Raw genomic sequence first — 15,242 nt, 5'->3', positions numbered from 1 at the left:
GCGCTCAGGAGGGCGGCGTGCACGCGGGGGTCGAACACGGCCAGGCCGTCGGCGGCTGCGCGCAGGGCGTGGGCGATGTCCTTGCGGTCGGCGTCCTTCGTCAGGTAGCTGCGGGCGCCGCCGCGCAGTGCGTCCAGGACCGAGGCGTCGTCGAAGTAGGTGGTGAGCACGACGATCGCGACCTCGGGGTGCTCGGCGGTCAGGATCCTGGTCGCCTCGACGCCGTCCATCACCGGCATGTGCAGGTCCAGCAGGATGGCGTCCGGGTGGTGCTCGGCGACCTGGTCGACGGCCTGTCGGCCGTCCGCGGCGGCGGCCACGACGTCGAAGTCGGGCAGCGCGCCGAGCAGCAGTTCCAGACCTTGGCGCACGCTGGCCTGGTCGTCGGCGATGATGATGCGCAGGCGACGGCCTGGTGTCGCGGTCATCGATCGGCTCTCTCCGGGGTCGGACACGGGACGAGGGGCAGTTCGGCGGCGACGACCCACTCTCGGCCCCGGACGCCAGCGTCGAGGGTACCGCGCAGCAGGCGCAACCGCTCCTGTATGCCGGTGAGTCCGTAGCCGCCGTTGATGGTCTGCGGCACGCCGGAGCCGGCGGGCTCGTCCGCGGCGGCGCGGGAGCCGTCCGCCAGCTCGGTGACGACCGACAGCCGCACCCCGTCCGGGACGTAGGCCAGGGTGATGTCGACGGCCCGGCCGGAGGCGTGCTTCGCCGCGTTCATCAGGCACTCGCTGGCGGTGCGCAGCAGGGCGATGGTGGCGTCGGCCGGCACCGGGTGCGGGGTGCCCTCGATGACGCAGCGGACTGACACGCTGTACACGTCGCCGTGTTCGGCGGCGACCCGGGCCAGTTCCTCGTGCAGCGGCAGGCTGTCGGTGCGCAGCGCGAGCACCGCGCGCCGGGTCTCGGTGAGCCCGTCGGAGACCATGCGCTGGGCGGTGGCCAGTACGTCCAGGGCGCGTTCGGGCTCGTCGAGCTCGGTGAACAGGGCCCGGGCGGTCTGGATCTGGATGCTCAGCGCGCCCAGGGAGTGCGCGAGCACGTCGTGGATCTCCCGGGCGATCCGCGCCCGCTCGCCGAGGATGTCGGCCCAGCGCTCCTCGGCCCGCAGCTGCTCGTGCCGGGCCAGCAGCGCGGCGGCTTGTTCGGCCTGGATCCGGTAGGCGGCCCGGTTCCGGCCGACCAGCGTGCCGACCACGAGCAGCAGCGGGAAGCCGACCAGGGTGCCGACGCCCTGGCCGAACACCACCGCCCCGCCCTCGACCGCGAGCAGGCCGAGCGCGGCGAGCCAGAGCACGACGATCAGGCCCAGCTCGCTGCCGGCGGCCATCAGCGAACCGACCGAGAACGAGATCAGGACGTCGCCGGTCCCGCCGGCGGAGGCGCCGACGCAGCCGGCCACGATCACCACACCGTGGCAGCCGGGCAGCAGTATCCGCGCGGCCCGGTCCGGCAGGCCGCCGGGCCAGACGTCGAGCACCAGCAGGGTCAGCAGGCCCAGGCACGCCACGACGTAGACCACGGCCTGGGTGCCGGCGCCGCCGGGCTCGGTCGGCTTCTTCACCAGGAAGGTGAGCAGGCCGATCGGGACTAGTCCCGCCAAGCGGGAGAACCAGGCGGCGGCGCGCAGCATGGGCCCAGTATGACGGGACTGCGTTCGGTAGGTGCGAACAGGAATGCGCAGGGTCACCGACGGCCGCGCCGGTCGGGCCGGCGACCGCGGCCCCGGCCGAGCAGGGAATCCCCGCCGCGGTCGAGCAGGGAGTCCCGGCCCCGGTCGAGCAGGGAGTCCCGGCCCCGGTCGTAGCGGTCCTGCTCGTAACGATCCTGCTCGTAACGGTCCTGCTCGTACCGATCCCGCGCGTATTGCTGGTCCCGGGCGTACTGCTGGTCGCGAGCGAACTGGTCCCGTGCGGCCTGGTCGCGGGCGAACTGTTGGTCGCGCGCATACTGGTCGCGGGAGTACTGGTCCGCCCCGTAGCGGTCGCGGTACCCGTCATCGCGGCGGGGGGCGTCACCGCCGCCGAGCAACCCCTGGAGCAGACCGCCGGAGCGGCCGCCCTGGCCGCCGCCGAGCAGGCCGCCGCCGAATAGGCCGCCCGAACCGTTGTCCGGGGCGAACGGGATCCCCTTGGACATGGCCCGCGGCACGATGACCGCCGCCTGCGCGAGCCGGTTGATGCCCAGCGTGAGCAGCATCGTGGAGGTGGAGGCGGCGATGTGCGCGTGCATCGCGCCCGCGACCCCGGTCATGAGCAACCGCCAGGCGACCATCAGCACCCACAGCCACAGACCGACCGGTCGCAGCCGGGCCCACAGGTAGCCGCCGCGGGATTCGATCTGCATGAGCGCGCCGAAGCCGCAGCCGATCAGCGCCGAGCCCGCGGCGCTGAGCAGCAGACAGGTGATGTCGGCGGCCGCCACGTGGCCGTGGGTCAGGTGCAGTTGGACGAAGCCCGCGACGGTGAGCACCGCCGGCAGCACCACGGTGCGTTTGACGTGCAGCAACTCGCCGCACACCTGTCTGACGATGACGTAGGCGATGATGCCTAGGGTGAGGACGATTGAGGTCACGGACACGGCTTACTTCCTCCGATCGCCGGCGTCGCGCACGGGCCTGAGTGGAACACCGACGGGGGATACCGACCCTGACAATCCTGGTCGCGGGCCGGCGGCGGCGCCTCGGCTCAGAGGTCGCATCCCGGTATGAGATGGGACGGGTGGGCCCGGGTGGTGTCATGGGCCCTGGGTACGCAGCCCCGCGGTCCGGCTCCTAGTACCGCGGTATGAGTCCCGGGCGAGCCCGGGCGGCGGAAATCATGCCGGAATGCGACCCGTGCCGCGATTCGGCGCGGGCGGCGAGCGGCGAAGGTGGAGGCAGCGGAAAGGCACCTGCCACCGGCCTTTCCGCCGCACCGCCGAAGGAGCCACCTCTTGCTCACCCAACTCACCCAGGCACAGCTGGTCAACGGCGCGGTCCTGCTCTGCACGCTCGGCGGCGAGCTCGGGCCGGAACGGCCGATCACCATGCTGCGCCCGATCCCCCCGCTCGTCGTGGCGGTCGGCATCGTGCTGCTGTACGTCCGCTCGATCGCCACGCAGGGCATGGGGGTCACCGTGGAACTCGCCGGGATCGCGGCGGGTCTGGTCGGCGGCCTGGCCGCCCTGGGCCTGGTCCACGTGTTCCACAGCGAGCGGACCGGGGGGCCGGCCAGTCACGCCGGCTGGCCGTACGCCCTGGTCTGGTTCGCGGTGTTCGGCGCGCGGGCCTGGTTCTCCTACGGCTGTGTCCACCTGTTCCCCCTGCAGTACGCGCAATGGCGCGCGACCCACCGGGTCGCGAGCGGCACCATCACCGACGCCCTGGTGTTCATGGCCGACGCCATGATCGTCACGTGTTGTCTGGGTGTGGTGGCGCGCGCCGCCGCACTGCCGAAACCGGTGTCAGAACCCAGATTGGTGGGATCCGATGTAGACCCCTGACGGTGCCGACCCCCCTGCCGGGCACCGAACGCGAAGCCCGGCCGGCCGCCCGAGGTACCCCTGGCGGATGTCCGCGAGCGTTGCCCAGATCCCCCCACCGGCAAACATCGGCGCCGGTAGACGGCATACCTCGCAAGATCCGCGCACCGGTCGGACGGCCGGACCTCGGTAGTACTAAGTCAGACGTCGACAATAAGCGACCGCACGTGGCACGCTGTGACAGTCCGGACGACGGCTGGCATGACGTACATAACAAGAAGAAGCAAGAAATTGAGGCATCCGCCTGCAATTTGCGTTACTTGAAATCTCGTTCAGGGATTCCGAGCTACGGGGAACCTAATGACTTTGCCATACCCTGAAACGGTCAATCGTCCACATCCCACCCCTGATCACACTGCCCGATTCACGATGGCGGAGTTCATCGCGGCCGCCGGTCGCGCCCGTACTCTGACCGTCCCCACCGCCTCGCTCGTCCCCGGTGACACCCCACGGTTGGCCGGGTTGAGCAAGGAACACATCGCCCGGCTCGCCGAGATCGACAATCCACTTCCCCCCATTCTGGTGGATCACCGGACGATGCGGGTGATCGACGGCACCCACCGATTGATGGCGGCGTGTCTGCGCGGCCGCGAGACGATCGAAGTCGAGTTCTTCGAAGGGCCCAGCGACGACGCGTTCCTTTATGCGGTACAGGCCAATGTCACCCACGGTTACCCGCTGTCCCAGGCCGACCGGCGCGCGGCCGCCAAGCGGATCATCGGTTCCCACCCCCACCTGTCCGACCGCGCCATCGCCCAGATCGCCGGGCTCGGCGCCAAGACCGTGGCCACGCTGCGCGAGCGCACCGAGGGCCAGGGTCCGGTGATCCAGGCCCGCATCGGGCGCGACGGCCGGGTACGCCCCCTGAACAGCGCCGCGGGCCGGCTGCGCGCCGCCGAGCTCATCGACAAGCAGCCGCACGCCTCGCTGCGGGAGCTGGCCCGGATGGCCGGGGTCTCCCCGGCGACGGTGAGCGACGTCCGCAAGCGGCTGAAGGCCGGGCTCGAACCGGTGCCCGGCGGCCAGTCCACGGTCTCCGAGGTGGCCTGCTCCTCACCGGCCCGGCAGCAGGTGACGCAGGTCGCCGAGCCCGCGGTCCCGGCCGAGCCGGCGATGGCCGTGAGCGACGCGGCGCTGCTGCTGACCAAGCTGTCCCGCGACCCGTCACTGCGTCAGCACGACGCGGGTCGCAAACTGCTGATCCTGTTGCGGTCCTGCACCTCGGGTGCCAGCGATCTCAACAACCTGATAAATGTGGTACCGCCGCACTGCACGCCGCAGATCATGGAACTGGCCCGGCAGGTGGCGCAGATGTGGCTGGACTTCGCCAAGGAGCTCCAGACCGAGGTCCAGGAACTGCAATCCGAATTGGGTTGAGAGAACGGCTGACAGAACACTGAGGCCCGCCCGGTTCCCCACCGGGCGGGCCTCGCAGCTGTCCGCTACGCGTAGTGCAGCAGCGACGGCCAGAGCTTGCCCCACGGCTCACGCGGCCGGGTGCACACGTAGATCTTGCCGCCGTACTCCTTGTTGTGGATGCCGTACGGGTTGCTGATGGTGCCGACCTCGCGCACGTCGGCGAAATCGGCCTGGAGCGCGGCCTTGAAGCCGGCCTGGCTCCCGCCGACCGGTCCCGGGACCACGGCCAGCACGGTGGTCGCGTTCGGGTTCCCCGGCCCCCAGAACCAGTCGGTGTTCTGGGCGCTCACCGCGGTCGGCAGGCCCGTGCCGGCGCTCAGCTGGTTCACGGCGCCGGCCTCGCCGTCGTTCTGGGTGTAGATGACGGTGGAGGCCCGCTGGTCGGCCGGCAGCGAGCGCCAGGCCGCGTCGACCGAGTTCGCCAGCTGCGGCCAGCCGACGGTGTCGCCGAGGTTGCGGTTGACCCCGTACGTCCAGCCGATGCTGTTCACGCTCAACAGCGGCAGGCCGATGATGAACATCAGAGCCGTGGTCAGCGTGCCGCCCACGGTGTAGAGCACGCGCCGGCGGCGCGAGGACCACCGGGCGTCGATCGCCACCGCGCCCGCGGCCAGCAGGTAGATGTAGGCACCGGCCAGGTAGTAGATCCGGCCCCCGCTGGTGACCGCGAACAGCACGAACAAGATGGCGTAGGACCAGAACAGCGCCTTCCACATGGGGTTGCGGCTGCGCCACAGGTGCCGCAGGCCGCCGATCCACACGCCCACCAGAGCGAGGCTGACCAGGAAGAGCTGGCCCACGAACCAGGTCGGGATGTTGCCGGGCCCGCCGTTCTGCTGGTTCAGCGAGTGGGTGAACGTGTAGCCGGCCCAGTTGTGCTGGGTCTGCCACCACAGGTCGGGCAGCGCGCACAGCGCCGCGATCAGGGCGCCGCCCAGGGCCCAGCGGTTGGTCACCAGCCGGCGGCCGCCGCTGATCCACAGACCGATCACCAACACGATGGCGAAGGAGACGATGAGCCGGCTGTCGCTGAGCCCGAGCCCGAGGACCACGCCGGCGAGCAGCCACCAGCGCGGCTGTCCGGTGCGCTCGACCTTCAGCGCCACGAAGGCGAAGGCCGACCAGGCCAGCAGGTCGTAGGAGGTGGTGTTGGCGACGTGGGCGCTGGAGAGCAGTTCGGGCATGGTGGCCACGCCGAGGGCGGCCACGAACTGGGCCCGCCGGGTGCCGCCGAACTCACGCGCGGTCAGAGCGCCGATCACGACGGTGCCCGCCGCGGCGAGCGCGGGCAGGATCCGGATCGCGGTGGCCGAGGTCCCGAACACCGCCACCGAGAACCGCATGAGCAGGGGCGCGAGCCCGGGTTGGTCGACGTAGCTGGCCGACAGGTGGCGCAGGCAGTCGAAGAAGTAGAGCTCGTCGACGAAATAGCCGTAGCGGCTGGCCAACGCGATCATCAGGGCCAGGACGGCCAGGGCGACCCCGAAGACCCGCTTGTCGAACGGGTGGATGACGACGGGCTCGGCCGCCGCCGGCGCCGGTGGTGGTTCCGGCGCGGCGGGCGCCGCCGTCGCCACCGCCGCGGACGCGGCTGATCCGTTTTCCAACGGTCCGGGATCGGACGGTCCGGGCTCGGGCCGGGTCACCGCCGACAGGGAATCAGACTTCGACATCGAACACCTCTCGCACAGGACCGCTGTCCGGGTCCGACTGGCTGGTGTACAGGTGGTGGTAGGCCCCGCGCCGGGCCAGGAGCCCGGTGTGGGTGCCCTGCTCGACGACCCGGCCGGCGTCGATGACGACGATGAGGTCCGCCTCGCGCACCGTGGAGAGCCGGTGCGCGATCACGAATCCGGTGCGGCCGTGCCGCAGCCCGTCCATCGCGTCCCGGATCATCGCCTCGGTGCGGACGTCGACGCTGCTGGTGGCCTCGTCGAGGATGAGCACGCCCGGATCGGCCAGGAAGGCCCGGGCGATGGTGAGCAACTGCCGCTGGCCGGTGGAGATCACCGAGGCCTCGTCGTCCAGCGTGGTCCGGTAGCCGTCGGGAAGGGCGCCGACGAACTCATCGACGTGGGCCGCCCGGGCCGCGGCGAGGATCTCGTCGTCGGTCGCGCCGGCCCGGCCGTAGGCGATGTTCTCCCAGATCGTCCCGGCGAACAGCCAGGTGTCCTGGAGCACCATGCCGAACCGCTGGCGCACCCGCTCCCGGGACAGTTCCCGGTAGTCCACCCCGTCCAGCAGGATGGAGCCGTCGTCGATCTCGTAGAACCTCATCAGGAGATTGACGATGGTGGTCTTGCCGGCCCCGGTGGGGCCGACGATCGCGACGCTCTGGCCGGGTTCGGCGACCAGGCTGAGGTCCTCGATCAGCGGCCGGTCCGGCTGGTAGCGGAAGGACACGTGGCGCAGTTCCACCCGGTGCCCGCCGGCGCTGTCGCCGGCCACGGCCGACGGGCCCGCCGGCTGCCCGTCCGCCGGCCCCACCGCCGCCTCCTCCGGCGCCGCCAGCAGCTCGAAGACCCGCGCCGCCGAGGCCTGCCCGGACTGCATGATGTTGATCTGCCCGGCGATCTGGCCGACCGGCACTGTGAACCGCCGGGAGAACTGGATGAACGCCTGCACCACGCCCAGCGAGATCGCGCCGGTGCTCACCTGGTAGCCGCCGAGCACCGCGATGACCACGTAGTTGAGGTTGCCGACCAGCAGCACGGCCGGGACCGTCAGCCCGGACAGATACTGGCCACGCAAACCCGCCTCGCGCACCTCGTCGTTGCGCCGCCCGAACTCGGCGATCCGCGCGGCCCGGCGGCCGAACGCCAGGACCAGCCCGTGTCCGGTGTACCCCTCCTCGACCATGGCGTTGAGCGACCCGGTCAGCTTCCACTGCTCGGCGAACCACTTCGCCGAGCGGCGGGCCAGGACCAGCAGCAGCGCGATGACCATCGGGATGCTCACCAGGTCGGCCAGGGCCAGCAGCGGGGACAGCCAGAACATCACGGCCAGCAGGCCGAGCACGGTGAGCACCGAGGAGAGCAGCGGGCTCGGGCCCTCCAGCAGGGCCGTGCTGAGGTTGTCGACGTCGTTGCTGACCCGACTCAGGATCTCGCCGTGCGGGTGGGTGTCGAAGTAGCGCAGCGGCAGCCGGTGCAGCTTGCCCGCCACCGCCGCGCGCAGCCGGTGCACAACACGCATGGCGATGCCGGCCATCAGATGGTTCTGCGCCCAGCCGAACACCGCGCCGAACGCGAAGATCGCGGCGGCCAGCAGCAGTACCCGGCCCAGGCGGTGGTAGTCGACGCCGACCCCGGGCACCACGTTCATCGCCGAGACCATCTCGGCCAGGCGCTGGTGCCCCTGCGCGCGCAGCTCGGCGACCGCCTGCGCCTTGCTCAGGCCCGCGGGCTGCTGGGATCCGACCAGGCCGGTGAACAGGATGTCGGAGGCGGCGCCGAGCGCGATCGGCCCGGCGATCAGGCACAGGACCGACGCGACCCCGAACAGGACGACCAGGGACAGCCGGAACCGTTCCCCGGCCAGGAGTCCGGCCCGGATCCCCGAGCCGGTCACGCCGCCCGGGCCGCTGTCCTTGCCCGCGCCGCTCTGCCCGCGCGGGCCCCGCAGGCCGCCCCGGGCCCGCACGTCGGCCACGCCGACCGCCGGCGCGCTCACGCGGTCGCCCCGGCGCCGAGTTGGGCGGCGACGATCCCCTGATAGGGAACGCAGCCCTCGATCAGTTCGGTGTGCGTGCCCCGCCCGGCGACTGTCCCGTGTTCGAGCACGATGATCTCGTCGGCGTCCATGATGGTGCCCGCGCGCTGGGTCGCGATCAGCACCGCGGCCTGCGCGGTCTCGGCGCGCAGGGCCGCGCGCAGCCGGGCCTCGGTGGCCGGGTCGAGGGCGGAGAAGCAGTCGTCGAACACGTACAGGCCGGGCCGGCGCAGTACCGCGCGGGCGATGGCCAACCGCTGGCGCTGGCCCCCGGAGACGTTGCGGCCGCCGGAGTCGATCGGGGCGTCGAGGCCGCCGGGCATGGCGGCGACGAAGTCGAGGGCCTGGGCCACGTCCAGGGCATGCCAGAGCTCTGTTTCGGACGCCTTCGGCCGGGCGATCCGCAGGTTCTCCGCGACCGTGCCGGCGAACAGGAAGGCGGTCTGCGGCACCGGACCGATCCCGGCCCACAGCCGCTCGGCCGCCTGCTCCTGCACGTCGACGCCGTTGACGGCCACGGTGCCGCCGGTCGCCGCGCAGAACCTCAGAGCCAGCTGGAGCACCGTGGTCTTGCCGCTGCCCGTGCCGCCGACGACCGCCGTGGTCCGGCCCGGCCGCACGGTGAACGACAGGCCTGCGAGCACCGGATGCCGGCTGCCGGGGTAGCCGAAGCTGACGTCCCGGAACTCCACGGTCCCGGTGCCGGCCTCGGGCACGACCGGCCGCGCCGGATCGGCGATACCGGTGCCGGCCTGGACCACCTCGGTGATCCGCTCGGCGCCGGCCACCGCCCGGGGCAGCAGGATGATGACGCTGACCCCGATGGCGACGTAGAGCAGCACCTGCAGGATGTAGATCTGGAAGGCCGTCAGGTCGCCGATCGACATCTGGCCGGCCCCGACCAGGCGCCCGCCGAACCAGATCAGACCGACACTGGTGAGGTTGACCAGGCCCAGGACGGCGGGCAGCACCGCGGCGAAGATCCGGTTGGCCCGCAGCGCGGTGCCGGTCATGTCGTCGTTGACCTCGCGGTAGCGCGCGTCCTCGGCGCTCTCCCGCCCGAAGGCGCGGATCACCCGGGCCCCGGTGATCTGTTCGCGCACCACCCGGTTGAGCCGGTCGATCTTGCCCTGCACCACCCGGAACAGCGGGACGACGGCCAGCAGCATCACCGCGACGATCGCCGCCATCGCCAGGACCGTGCCCCAGACCAGCAGCGACAGCCGCGGTCCGGAGCGGATCGCCATCACCAGCGCGCCGGCCGCGGTGACCGCCGACAACAGCAGCAGGTTGAGAGCCGCCTGGAGGAACAGCTGCACCTGCTGGACGTCGTTGACGTTCCGGATGACCAGCGAGGGGATGCCGAAGCGGCTCAGGTCCTGCTCGGACCAGCCCAGCACCCGCCGGTGCACGCCGTCCCGCAGCGCCGCGCCGACGGCGCTCGCGACACCGGTGGCGAGCCGGACGGACAGGACCGCGACGAGGCCGAGCAGGAGCGCGACGACCAGCATGACGCCGCCGGCGCGCCAGATGTACCCGGTGTCGCCGCCGAGCACGCCGTCGTCGATGATGGCGGCGTTCAGGCTCGGCAGGTAGAGGTTGCCCGCGGCCTGGACCATGACCAGCACGCCGATCAGCGTCAGGCTGCGCGCGTGCGGCCGCAGATAGCCGCGCAGCAGCCGGACGAGGACCATGGCGAGCCTTCTCCCCTTCCGTGGGCGTCGCGGTCACGGCGCCATCGGCAGCACGCTCCGCCGGCGAAGGCGGGCTCATCGGCCCCGCCCCCGCGAAACGCCCCGATCGTACGGCGACGCCCGCCGAATCCGGCCCCGCGTCCAACTGCCGTTGCCCGTCAGAGCCCTGCTGTCCCACCCCGACCTGCACGGATACCGGGGCAGTCAACGCGTTCGACTGCGAAGAAGGCATCAGTTGAACGTCCGAAATGTAAGAGATTGCCTTGGTAGCCTGACGTTCCGGCCGCAGGGTCAGTGAATCCCGACGGACCCGCTCGGACGATGCGCACCCCCGATCGCACGTCATCACACGCGGGGTCGGTGATCGGTGCCCCACAGCAGCGGTCGCTCATGCCGCCGACCATCCCCCCCGGTCGGCGGCATGAGAGTTCTGCTTAGCGCCGACGCAGATGACGGCCGAAGAAACGCAGCGAGCTGTCCACCTCAAATCGCGGTGTCTCTTTGTGCCCGCCGGGATTCGCGTGCAGCGTCTTCTCCGCGGAGCCGAAGGCGTCGAACAACGCGAGCCCGGCATCGCGCGGCACGTTGGCGTCGTCCCATTGGAGGTGGAACTCGATGGGGATCGCGATGGTGGGTGCGATATCGAGCAGGGCCTGGCCATGAGCCAGACCGAGGACGGCCGCGGTGATGCGGGGCTCGGCGGCGAGGAGGCGCAGGCCCAGTGCCGTGCCGAGGGAGACGCCCCAGTAGCCCACCTGCTCGGCGATCTCGGGCAGGCCCATGAGGGCGTCCAAGGTCGCCTGCCATTCGGGGATCGCCTGGGCGGCGAGTTCGGAGTTGTAGCGGAGGACGTCGGCTGGGACGTGGGGGTCGCCGGCTGCCGCCCGCTGCCTGATCGCCACGAGCAGTTCCTCGCCGTGCTCGGTGTGCGGGTGGCTACCGGAGCCGGGCAGGTCGATGGCCGCTACCGCGAACCCGCCTTCGGCGACGTAGCGCTGCGCCCTGGCCACCAGCTCCTCGGAGGCCTTGTGCTGGCCGCCGCCGTGACCGAGCAGGATCAGGGGGCTGGCATCGGAGGTCTTGGCCGGCAGCCACAGGACGCCGCGGGCATCGCCTTGGGTGAAGAAGCGCTCGACGACGCCCTCCGACACGGATTCCAGTAGGTAACGCATGGATACCTTCTACCGCATCGCCTACGGGACGGTCGGGGCGAGCTCCCGGGAGAAGAAGGCCACGACCTGATCGACGAGGCCCTGGGCGTCGGGGTGCCCTTCGAAGACGTGGTCGGCGCCTTCGACCAGGACGAGTTCGGAGCGCGCGCCGGCCGCCAGCAGGGCCTCGTGCAGGACCTCGGCCTGCTGGACCGGGCATTTGCGGTCGGCGTCGCCGTGCATGATGAAGAACGGCGGTGCGTCGCGGCGGACGTGGGTCGTCGGGCTGGCCTGCGCGGCCACCGCCTCGAACCCGTCGCCGGTGCCGGTGCCGCCGAGGAAGGCCGCTATGGCACTGAAGTGGCGCAGCGGGACCAGATCCGTGGGCGAGCACCAGAGGGCGGCCGCGGCGAGCGGCTGGGCGTCGGAGATACCCGAGGCATCGTGACTATTCTCAGCTTCCGCGGGTGCGAGCGCGGCGAGCGCACCGAGCGTCCCGCCGGCCGACTCGCCCCAGACCCCGACCCGCGTCGCGTCGATCCCCCACCGCGCGGCGTTGGAACGCAGATATCTGACAGCGCTCCGGACATCGTCCAGCTGCGCCGGGAACCGCGCCTCGCCGGACAGCCGGTAGTCGATGGTGGCAGCGGCGATACCGGCCGCGACGAGGGTGTCGAACACCGCGTTGGGGGCGAGGTTCGACGGCAGGTAGCGCCGGTCCCCCGCCCAGAACGCCCCGCCGTGCATCCAGACCACAAGCGGCACCGGGTTCTCGGGACCGGCCGCGGCCGGGACATGGAGGTCCAGCAGGAGCGGCCGGAAGCCTTGGATCTCGGCGTAGGTCAGGCCTTCATGGACGATACCGGGGCTGCTCATGCGATCGTGACCTCACCTGGGACCGGAGGGGACTGCGATCCTATCGCCGCCGCCGACCGCCTCAGCGCTCGCGGAACCCGCCGAGGAACCGCCGGAACACGCCACCGTCGCGCGGCAGCGGCGGCTGCGCAGGCGGGGCCTCGGTCCGCCGGGTGGCGACGGGCTGGTCGTAGTCGGTGCGCAGCAGGGCGTCGATGGTCTGCTGCTCGTCGAAGTCCTCGGAGCCCTCGATCGTCGGCACGTACCCGACCAGCATCCCGTCCTTCATCACCTGCGCTTCCAGGCCCGCGGTGTCGTCGGTGTCCCACTCGGCCTGCCGCCCGCCCGGGAGCATCACCCGGATCCCGAACTGGTACACGCTGACCTTGGCGACGTGCGCGTCGACCCCGCGTTCCCGCAGGGCGTCGACGACGCGGAGCGCTCGATTCTCGTCCATGGGGATCAGGGTAACCGCGTGACCTCGGTCTATGCCGTACCCTGCGCGCGCCGATAGCGCTCGAAAACCACTCGCGAGCCGAACGTCTTCGTCTCGATCAGCTCCAGCGCGATCGGCTCGGCGACCGGCGGCCAGAAGGGTGTGCCGCCGCCGACGACGATCGGGTTGCGGAACACGTGGAACTCCTCGACGAGGCCGAGCTCGATCGCCGCGCCGGCCAGGGTGGCGCCGCCGATGCCGACGGGCTTGTCGGTGGTGGCCAGGACGGCTGCGATCTCGTCGGTCAGCGGCCCCTGGGCCAGGCGGGCGTTGCCCTGCACACGGTCCAGGGTGCGGCTGAACACGACCTTCGGCAGCGCGGTCCAGAGGTCGGCGAACTCGGTGCAGAGCTCGCCATCGCGCAGCGACGGGTCTGTCTCCCAGACCAGCATGGTCTCGTAGAGCTTCCGGCCCAGCAGATGCGCGCCGAGCTCGCGGGTCTGCTCCAGATGGAAGCGGAACCGGTCCTCGGTGGGGGCCGTCCACCCGATCCCGCCGTCGCGGTCGGTGATGAAGCCGTCGACCGAGACACTCATCGAGGCGATCAGCATGGCTCCGAGCTCCTTCGCGGTGCGAGGTGGCTTTCGCGGAGCACAGCGAGTGCCAGGACCCAGCGCTCCTCGCGGGTCAGCGGTACCACCTGGCACCACCATGGAATCATCGACCACCGTCCGACATCAGTAGCCGTACGATATCTGCCTCACCGAGCCGTCAGGCTTCGCGCGACCAGACCACGACCCGCTTCTTGGGCGCGAACCCGGCCTCCCCGTAGATCCCGGACGCCCCGCTCGAGTCCACATTCATGCTGGCGCTGTCGAAGCCCTGGTCGGCGGCGGTCCGCAGCGCGTGCGTGATCAGCGCGCCGGCCACGCCTCGCCTGCGGTGGTCCCGGAGCGTGCCGATGGCGAAGAAGAACAAGTCGCGGACCCCGGTGACCACTACGTCGCCCTCCCAGAACTTGGTCAGCACCATGCCTACCGGCGCCCCGTCAGCCACATCCCGGACCAGGAAGCTGACCTCGGGCTGGAACGAGTGGTCGGTCATCCTGTTCTTCCAGTTGTCCACGGGCATCGGCGACGATCCCACGTCCGCGAACGAGGAGTTCCGGATCATCCGGAACTCCTCGTCGTTGAGCTCCGACCACGGCTCGATCCGCAGCCCGTCGGGAATCGCCACGTCGGGAATGGCATCGCCGAGCGGATGCGCCATGTACTCCTCGTACGTGACCGGCGCGAAGCCCTGCGAAGCCATCAGCTCGGCCACGCCGGCCACGCCCTCCATCTTCCGCACGATGACCTCGAGCTTCAGCGTCGGGTGGAACTGCGCGTGCAACACCTTCGCCGCCGCCAACCCGGCCTCCACGAGCGCGGTGCCGATGCCCCGGCGGCGATGGTCGGCGAGTACATTGCCGTCCATCATCATGCGGTGGACGTCTTGCGCTGCCGGCCGGTAGACGACCTTCATGAAACCGACCATCACGTCGCCGTCGAAAACACCGAGGCTCGCACGCTCCAGCTCCGCGTAGGGGCTGATCAGCTCCTGGAGGGTGTCCTGCGCGGTGTAGAACTCGCCGACCCGATCGACAACCTCGTTGGCGTTGATGAGGTCGGCCGACGCCTGGGCGTCCCCGCTGGTCAGGGGCCGCCACGTGAGCGACGTGATGTCGTTAAGCACGCGTGCGACAGTAGGTACTGCGCGGGCGGACCGCCACTGGTTTATCCCGTGACTGTGGGGCTCACCCGCCCCTGTGAGACCCGGGCCTGGGCCACGGCGGCTGCGGCATCGGCACCCACGGCCGCCGGGTCGCTGCGGCTGCGGGGGTGGCGAAGTCGGCGAATGATGAAGACATGGCATGGATCGCACTCATCATCATCCTGGCGCTGGTGTTCGGGGTCGTCGGAGCCGTGGTCAAGGGATTGCTGTGGCTGCTGGTCATCGGCATCGTGCTGTTCGCGGCCGGGGCGCTCACCGGCGCGATCAAGTCGCGGAGCAAGTGACCCGCCGAGACCACAGCGACGCGTGGGACGGACGGGAACAGCTGGACATGCGCTCCGCGCGCGGGTCTGCGCAAGGTGGAGTCAACGCGCGACACTGCGCGGTCGGCACGCACGCGATGCCGGGAAGGAGCGCACCATGAGCGACCTCACCAACAAGGGTAAGGAAGCCGTCGGCAAGGCCAAGGAGAAGGTCGGGGAGTTCACCGGCGACCGCGACATGGCGGCCGAGGGCAAGGACGACCAGACCGAGTCCAAGTTCAAGCAGCTCACCGACGACGCCAAGGGCATGGCCGAGAACGTGGCGGACCGCGTGAAGGACGTTTTCAAGAAGTAGGCGATGGCAGCGGGAAACCCCCGCCCTGAGTGATCGAGCGGCGCGCGTCTCACATGTGTG

At 70.9% G+C, this 15,242-nt stretch carries 15 protein-coding genes; 4 read left to right on the top strand and 11 right to left on the bottom strand.

Translation table 11 applies throughout. From position 1 onward, the window contains the following. From IZR01_RS28750 to IZR01_RS28740, 3 genes are all read right to left on the bottom strand, one after another. Positions 1-428, bottom strand: a 428-nt coding sequence (locus tag IZR01_RS28750) for a response regulator (protein WP_194925668.1), incomplete at its 3' end; no start/stop codon positions are given. Next, the gene (locus tag IZR01_RS28745) at positions 425-1,636 is read right to left on the bottom strand and encodes a sensor histidine kinase (RefSeq protein ID WP_194895077.1); all 1,212 of its coding nucleotides are present in this window, start codon (positions 1,634-1,636) and stop codon (positions 425-427) included. The genes IZR01_RS28745 and IZR01_RS28750, both read right to left, overlap by 4 nt. 53 nt (positions 1,637-1,689) lie before the next feature. After that, positions 1,690-2,583: an MFS transporter gene (locus IZR01_RS28740; RefSeq protein WP_194925667.1), complete on the bottom strand. Its 894-nt coding sequence runs from the start codon at positions 2,581-2,583 to the stop codon at positions 1,690-1,692. A gap of 354 nt (positions 2,584-2,937) precedes the next feature. Here IZR01_RS28740 and IZR01_RS28735 point away from each other — a divergent pair, with 354 nt between their 5' ends. Both IZR01_RS28735 and IZR01_RS28730 read left to right on the top strand, forming a co-directional pair. Then, positions 2,938-3,486 carry a hypothetical protein gene (locus IZR01_RS28735; protein ID WP_194925666.1) on the top strand — a complete coding sequence of 183 codons (549 nt, stop codon included), beginning with the start codon at positions 2,938-2,940 and terminating at the stop codon, positions 3,484-3,486. 408 nt (positions 3,487-3,894) lie between these two features. Continuing rightward, entirely contained in the window at positions 3,895-4,902 is a 1,008-nt protein-coding gene (locus IZR01_RS28730) for a ParB/RepB/Spo0J family partition protein (protein ID WP_228554771.1), read from the top strand. A gap of 65 nt (positions 4,903-4,967) precedes the next feature. Here IZR01_RS28730 and IZR01_RS28725 read toward each other — a convergent pair whose 3' ends face one another. The 8 genes from IZR01_RS28725 to IZR01_RS53545 all read right to left on the bottom strand — a co-directional run bounded on the left by IZR01_RS28725 (position 4,968) and on the right by IZR01_RS53545 (position 14,525). Then, the gene (locus IZR01_RS28725) at positions 4,968-6,617 is read right to left on the bottom strand and encodes an ArnT family glycosyltransferase (RefSeq protein WP_194925665.1); all 1,650 of its coding nucleotides are present in this window, start codon (positions 6,615-6,617) and stop codon (positions 4,968-4,970) included. Beyond that, positions 6,604-8,616, bottom strand: a complete 2,013-nt coding sequence (locus IZR01_RS51105) for an ABC transporter ATP-binding protein (RefSeq protein WP_323747123.1) — start codon at positions 8,614-8,616, stop codon at positions 6,604-6,606. Before IZR01_RS51105 ends, IZR01_RS28725 begins: the two co-directional genes overlap by 14 nt. Then, on the bottom strand, positions 8,613-10,349 hold the full coding sequence (locus IZR01_RS51100; RefSeq protein WP_228560409.1) for an ABC transporter ATP-binding protein: 1,737 nt from the start codon (positions 10,347-10,349) through the stop codon (positions 8,613-8,615). Before IZR01_RS51100 ends, IZR01_RS51105 begins: the two co-directional genes overlap by 4 nt. A 434-nt stretch (positions 10,350-10,783) precedes the next feature. Next, positions 10,784-11,521, bottom strand: coding sequence for a dienelactone hydrolase family protein (locus IZR01_RS28715; protein WP_194925664.1), 738 nt, complete (start codon positions 11,519-11,521; stop codon positions 10,784-10,786). A 21-nt stretch (positions 11,522-11,542) separates the two neighbouring features. Next, on the bottom strand, positions 11,543-12,376 hold the full coding sequence (locus IZR01_RS28710; protein WP_194895083.1) for an alpha/beta hydrolase: 834 nt from the start codon (positions 12,374-12,376) through the stop codon (positions 11,543-11,545). A gap of 61 nt (positions 12,377-12,437) precedes the next feature. Further along, positions 12,438-12,812 (bottom strand): hypothetical protein, encoded by a 375-nt coding sequence (locus IZR01_RS28705; protein WP_194895084.1) that lies wholly within the window; start codon positions 12,810-12,812, stop codon positions 12,438-12,440. A 29-nt stretch (positions 12,813-12,841) separates the two neighbouring features. Beyond that, positions 12,842-13,402: a dihydrofolate reductase family protein gene (locus IZR01_RS28700; RefSeq protein ID WP_194895085.1), complete on the bottom strand. Its 561-nt coding sequence runs from the start codon at positions 13,400-13,402 to the stop codon at positions 12,842-12,844. Positions 13,403-13,562: 160 nt separating this feature from the next. Next, positions 13,563-14,525 carry a GNAT family N-acetyltransferase gene (locus tag IZR01_RS53545; RefSeq protein ID WP_323747122.1) on the bottom strand — a complete coding sequence of 321 codons (963 nt, stop codon included), beginning with the start codon at positions 14,523-14,525 and terminating at the stop codon, positions 13,563-13,565. A gap of 173 nt (positions 14,526-14,698) precedes the next feature. Between IZR01_RS53545 and IZR01_RS28690 the strand changes: the two genes are divergently transcribed. Together IZR01_RS28690 and IZR01_RS28685 are read left to right on the top strand one after the other, a co-directional pair. Further along, the gene (locus IZR01_RS28690; RefSeq protein WP_194895086.1) at positions 14,699-14,848 is read left to right on the top strand and encodes a hypothetical protein; all 150 of its coding nucleotides are present in this window, start codon (positions 14,699-14,701) and stop codon (positions 14,846-14,848) included. 136 nt (positions 14,849-14,984) lie between these two features. After that, entirely contained in the window at positions 14,985-15,182 is a 198-nt protein-coding gene (locus IZR01_RS28685) for a CsbD family protein (protein ID WP_194895087.1), read from the top strand. Positions 15,183-15,242 lie beyond the last annotated feature (60 nt).

The organism is Catenulispora pinisilvae (assembly GCF_015356865.1).
Taxonomy (GTDB): Bacteria; Actinomycetota; Actinomycetes; order Streptomycetales; family Catenulisporaceae; genus Catenulispora; species Catenulispora pinisilvae.
Note: the sequence above shows the minus strand (reverse complement) of the source record. Positions and strands in the feature narration are given on the sequence as shown.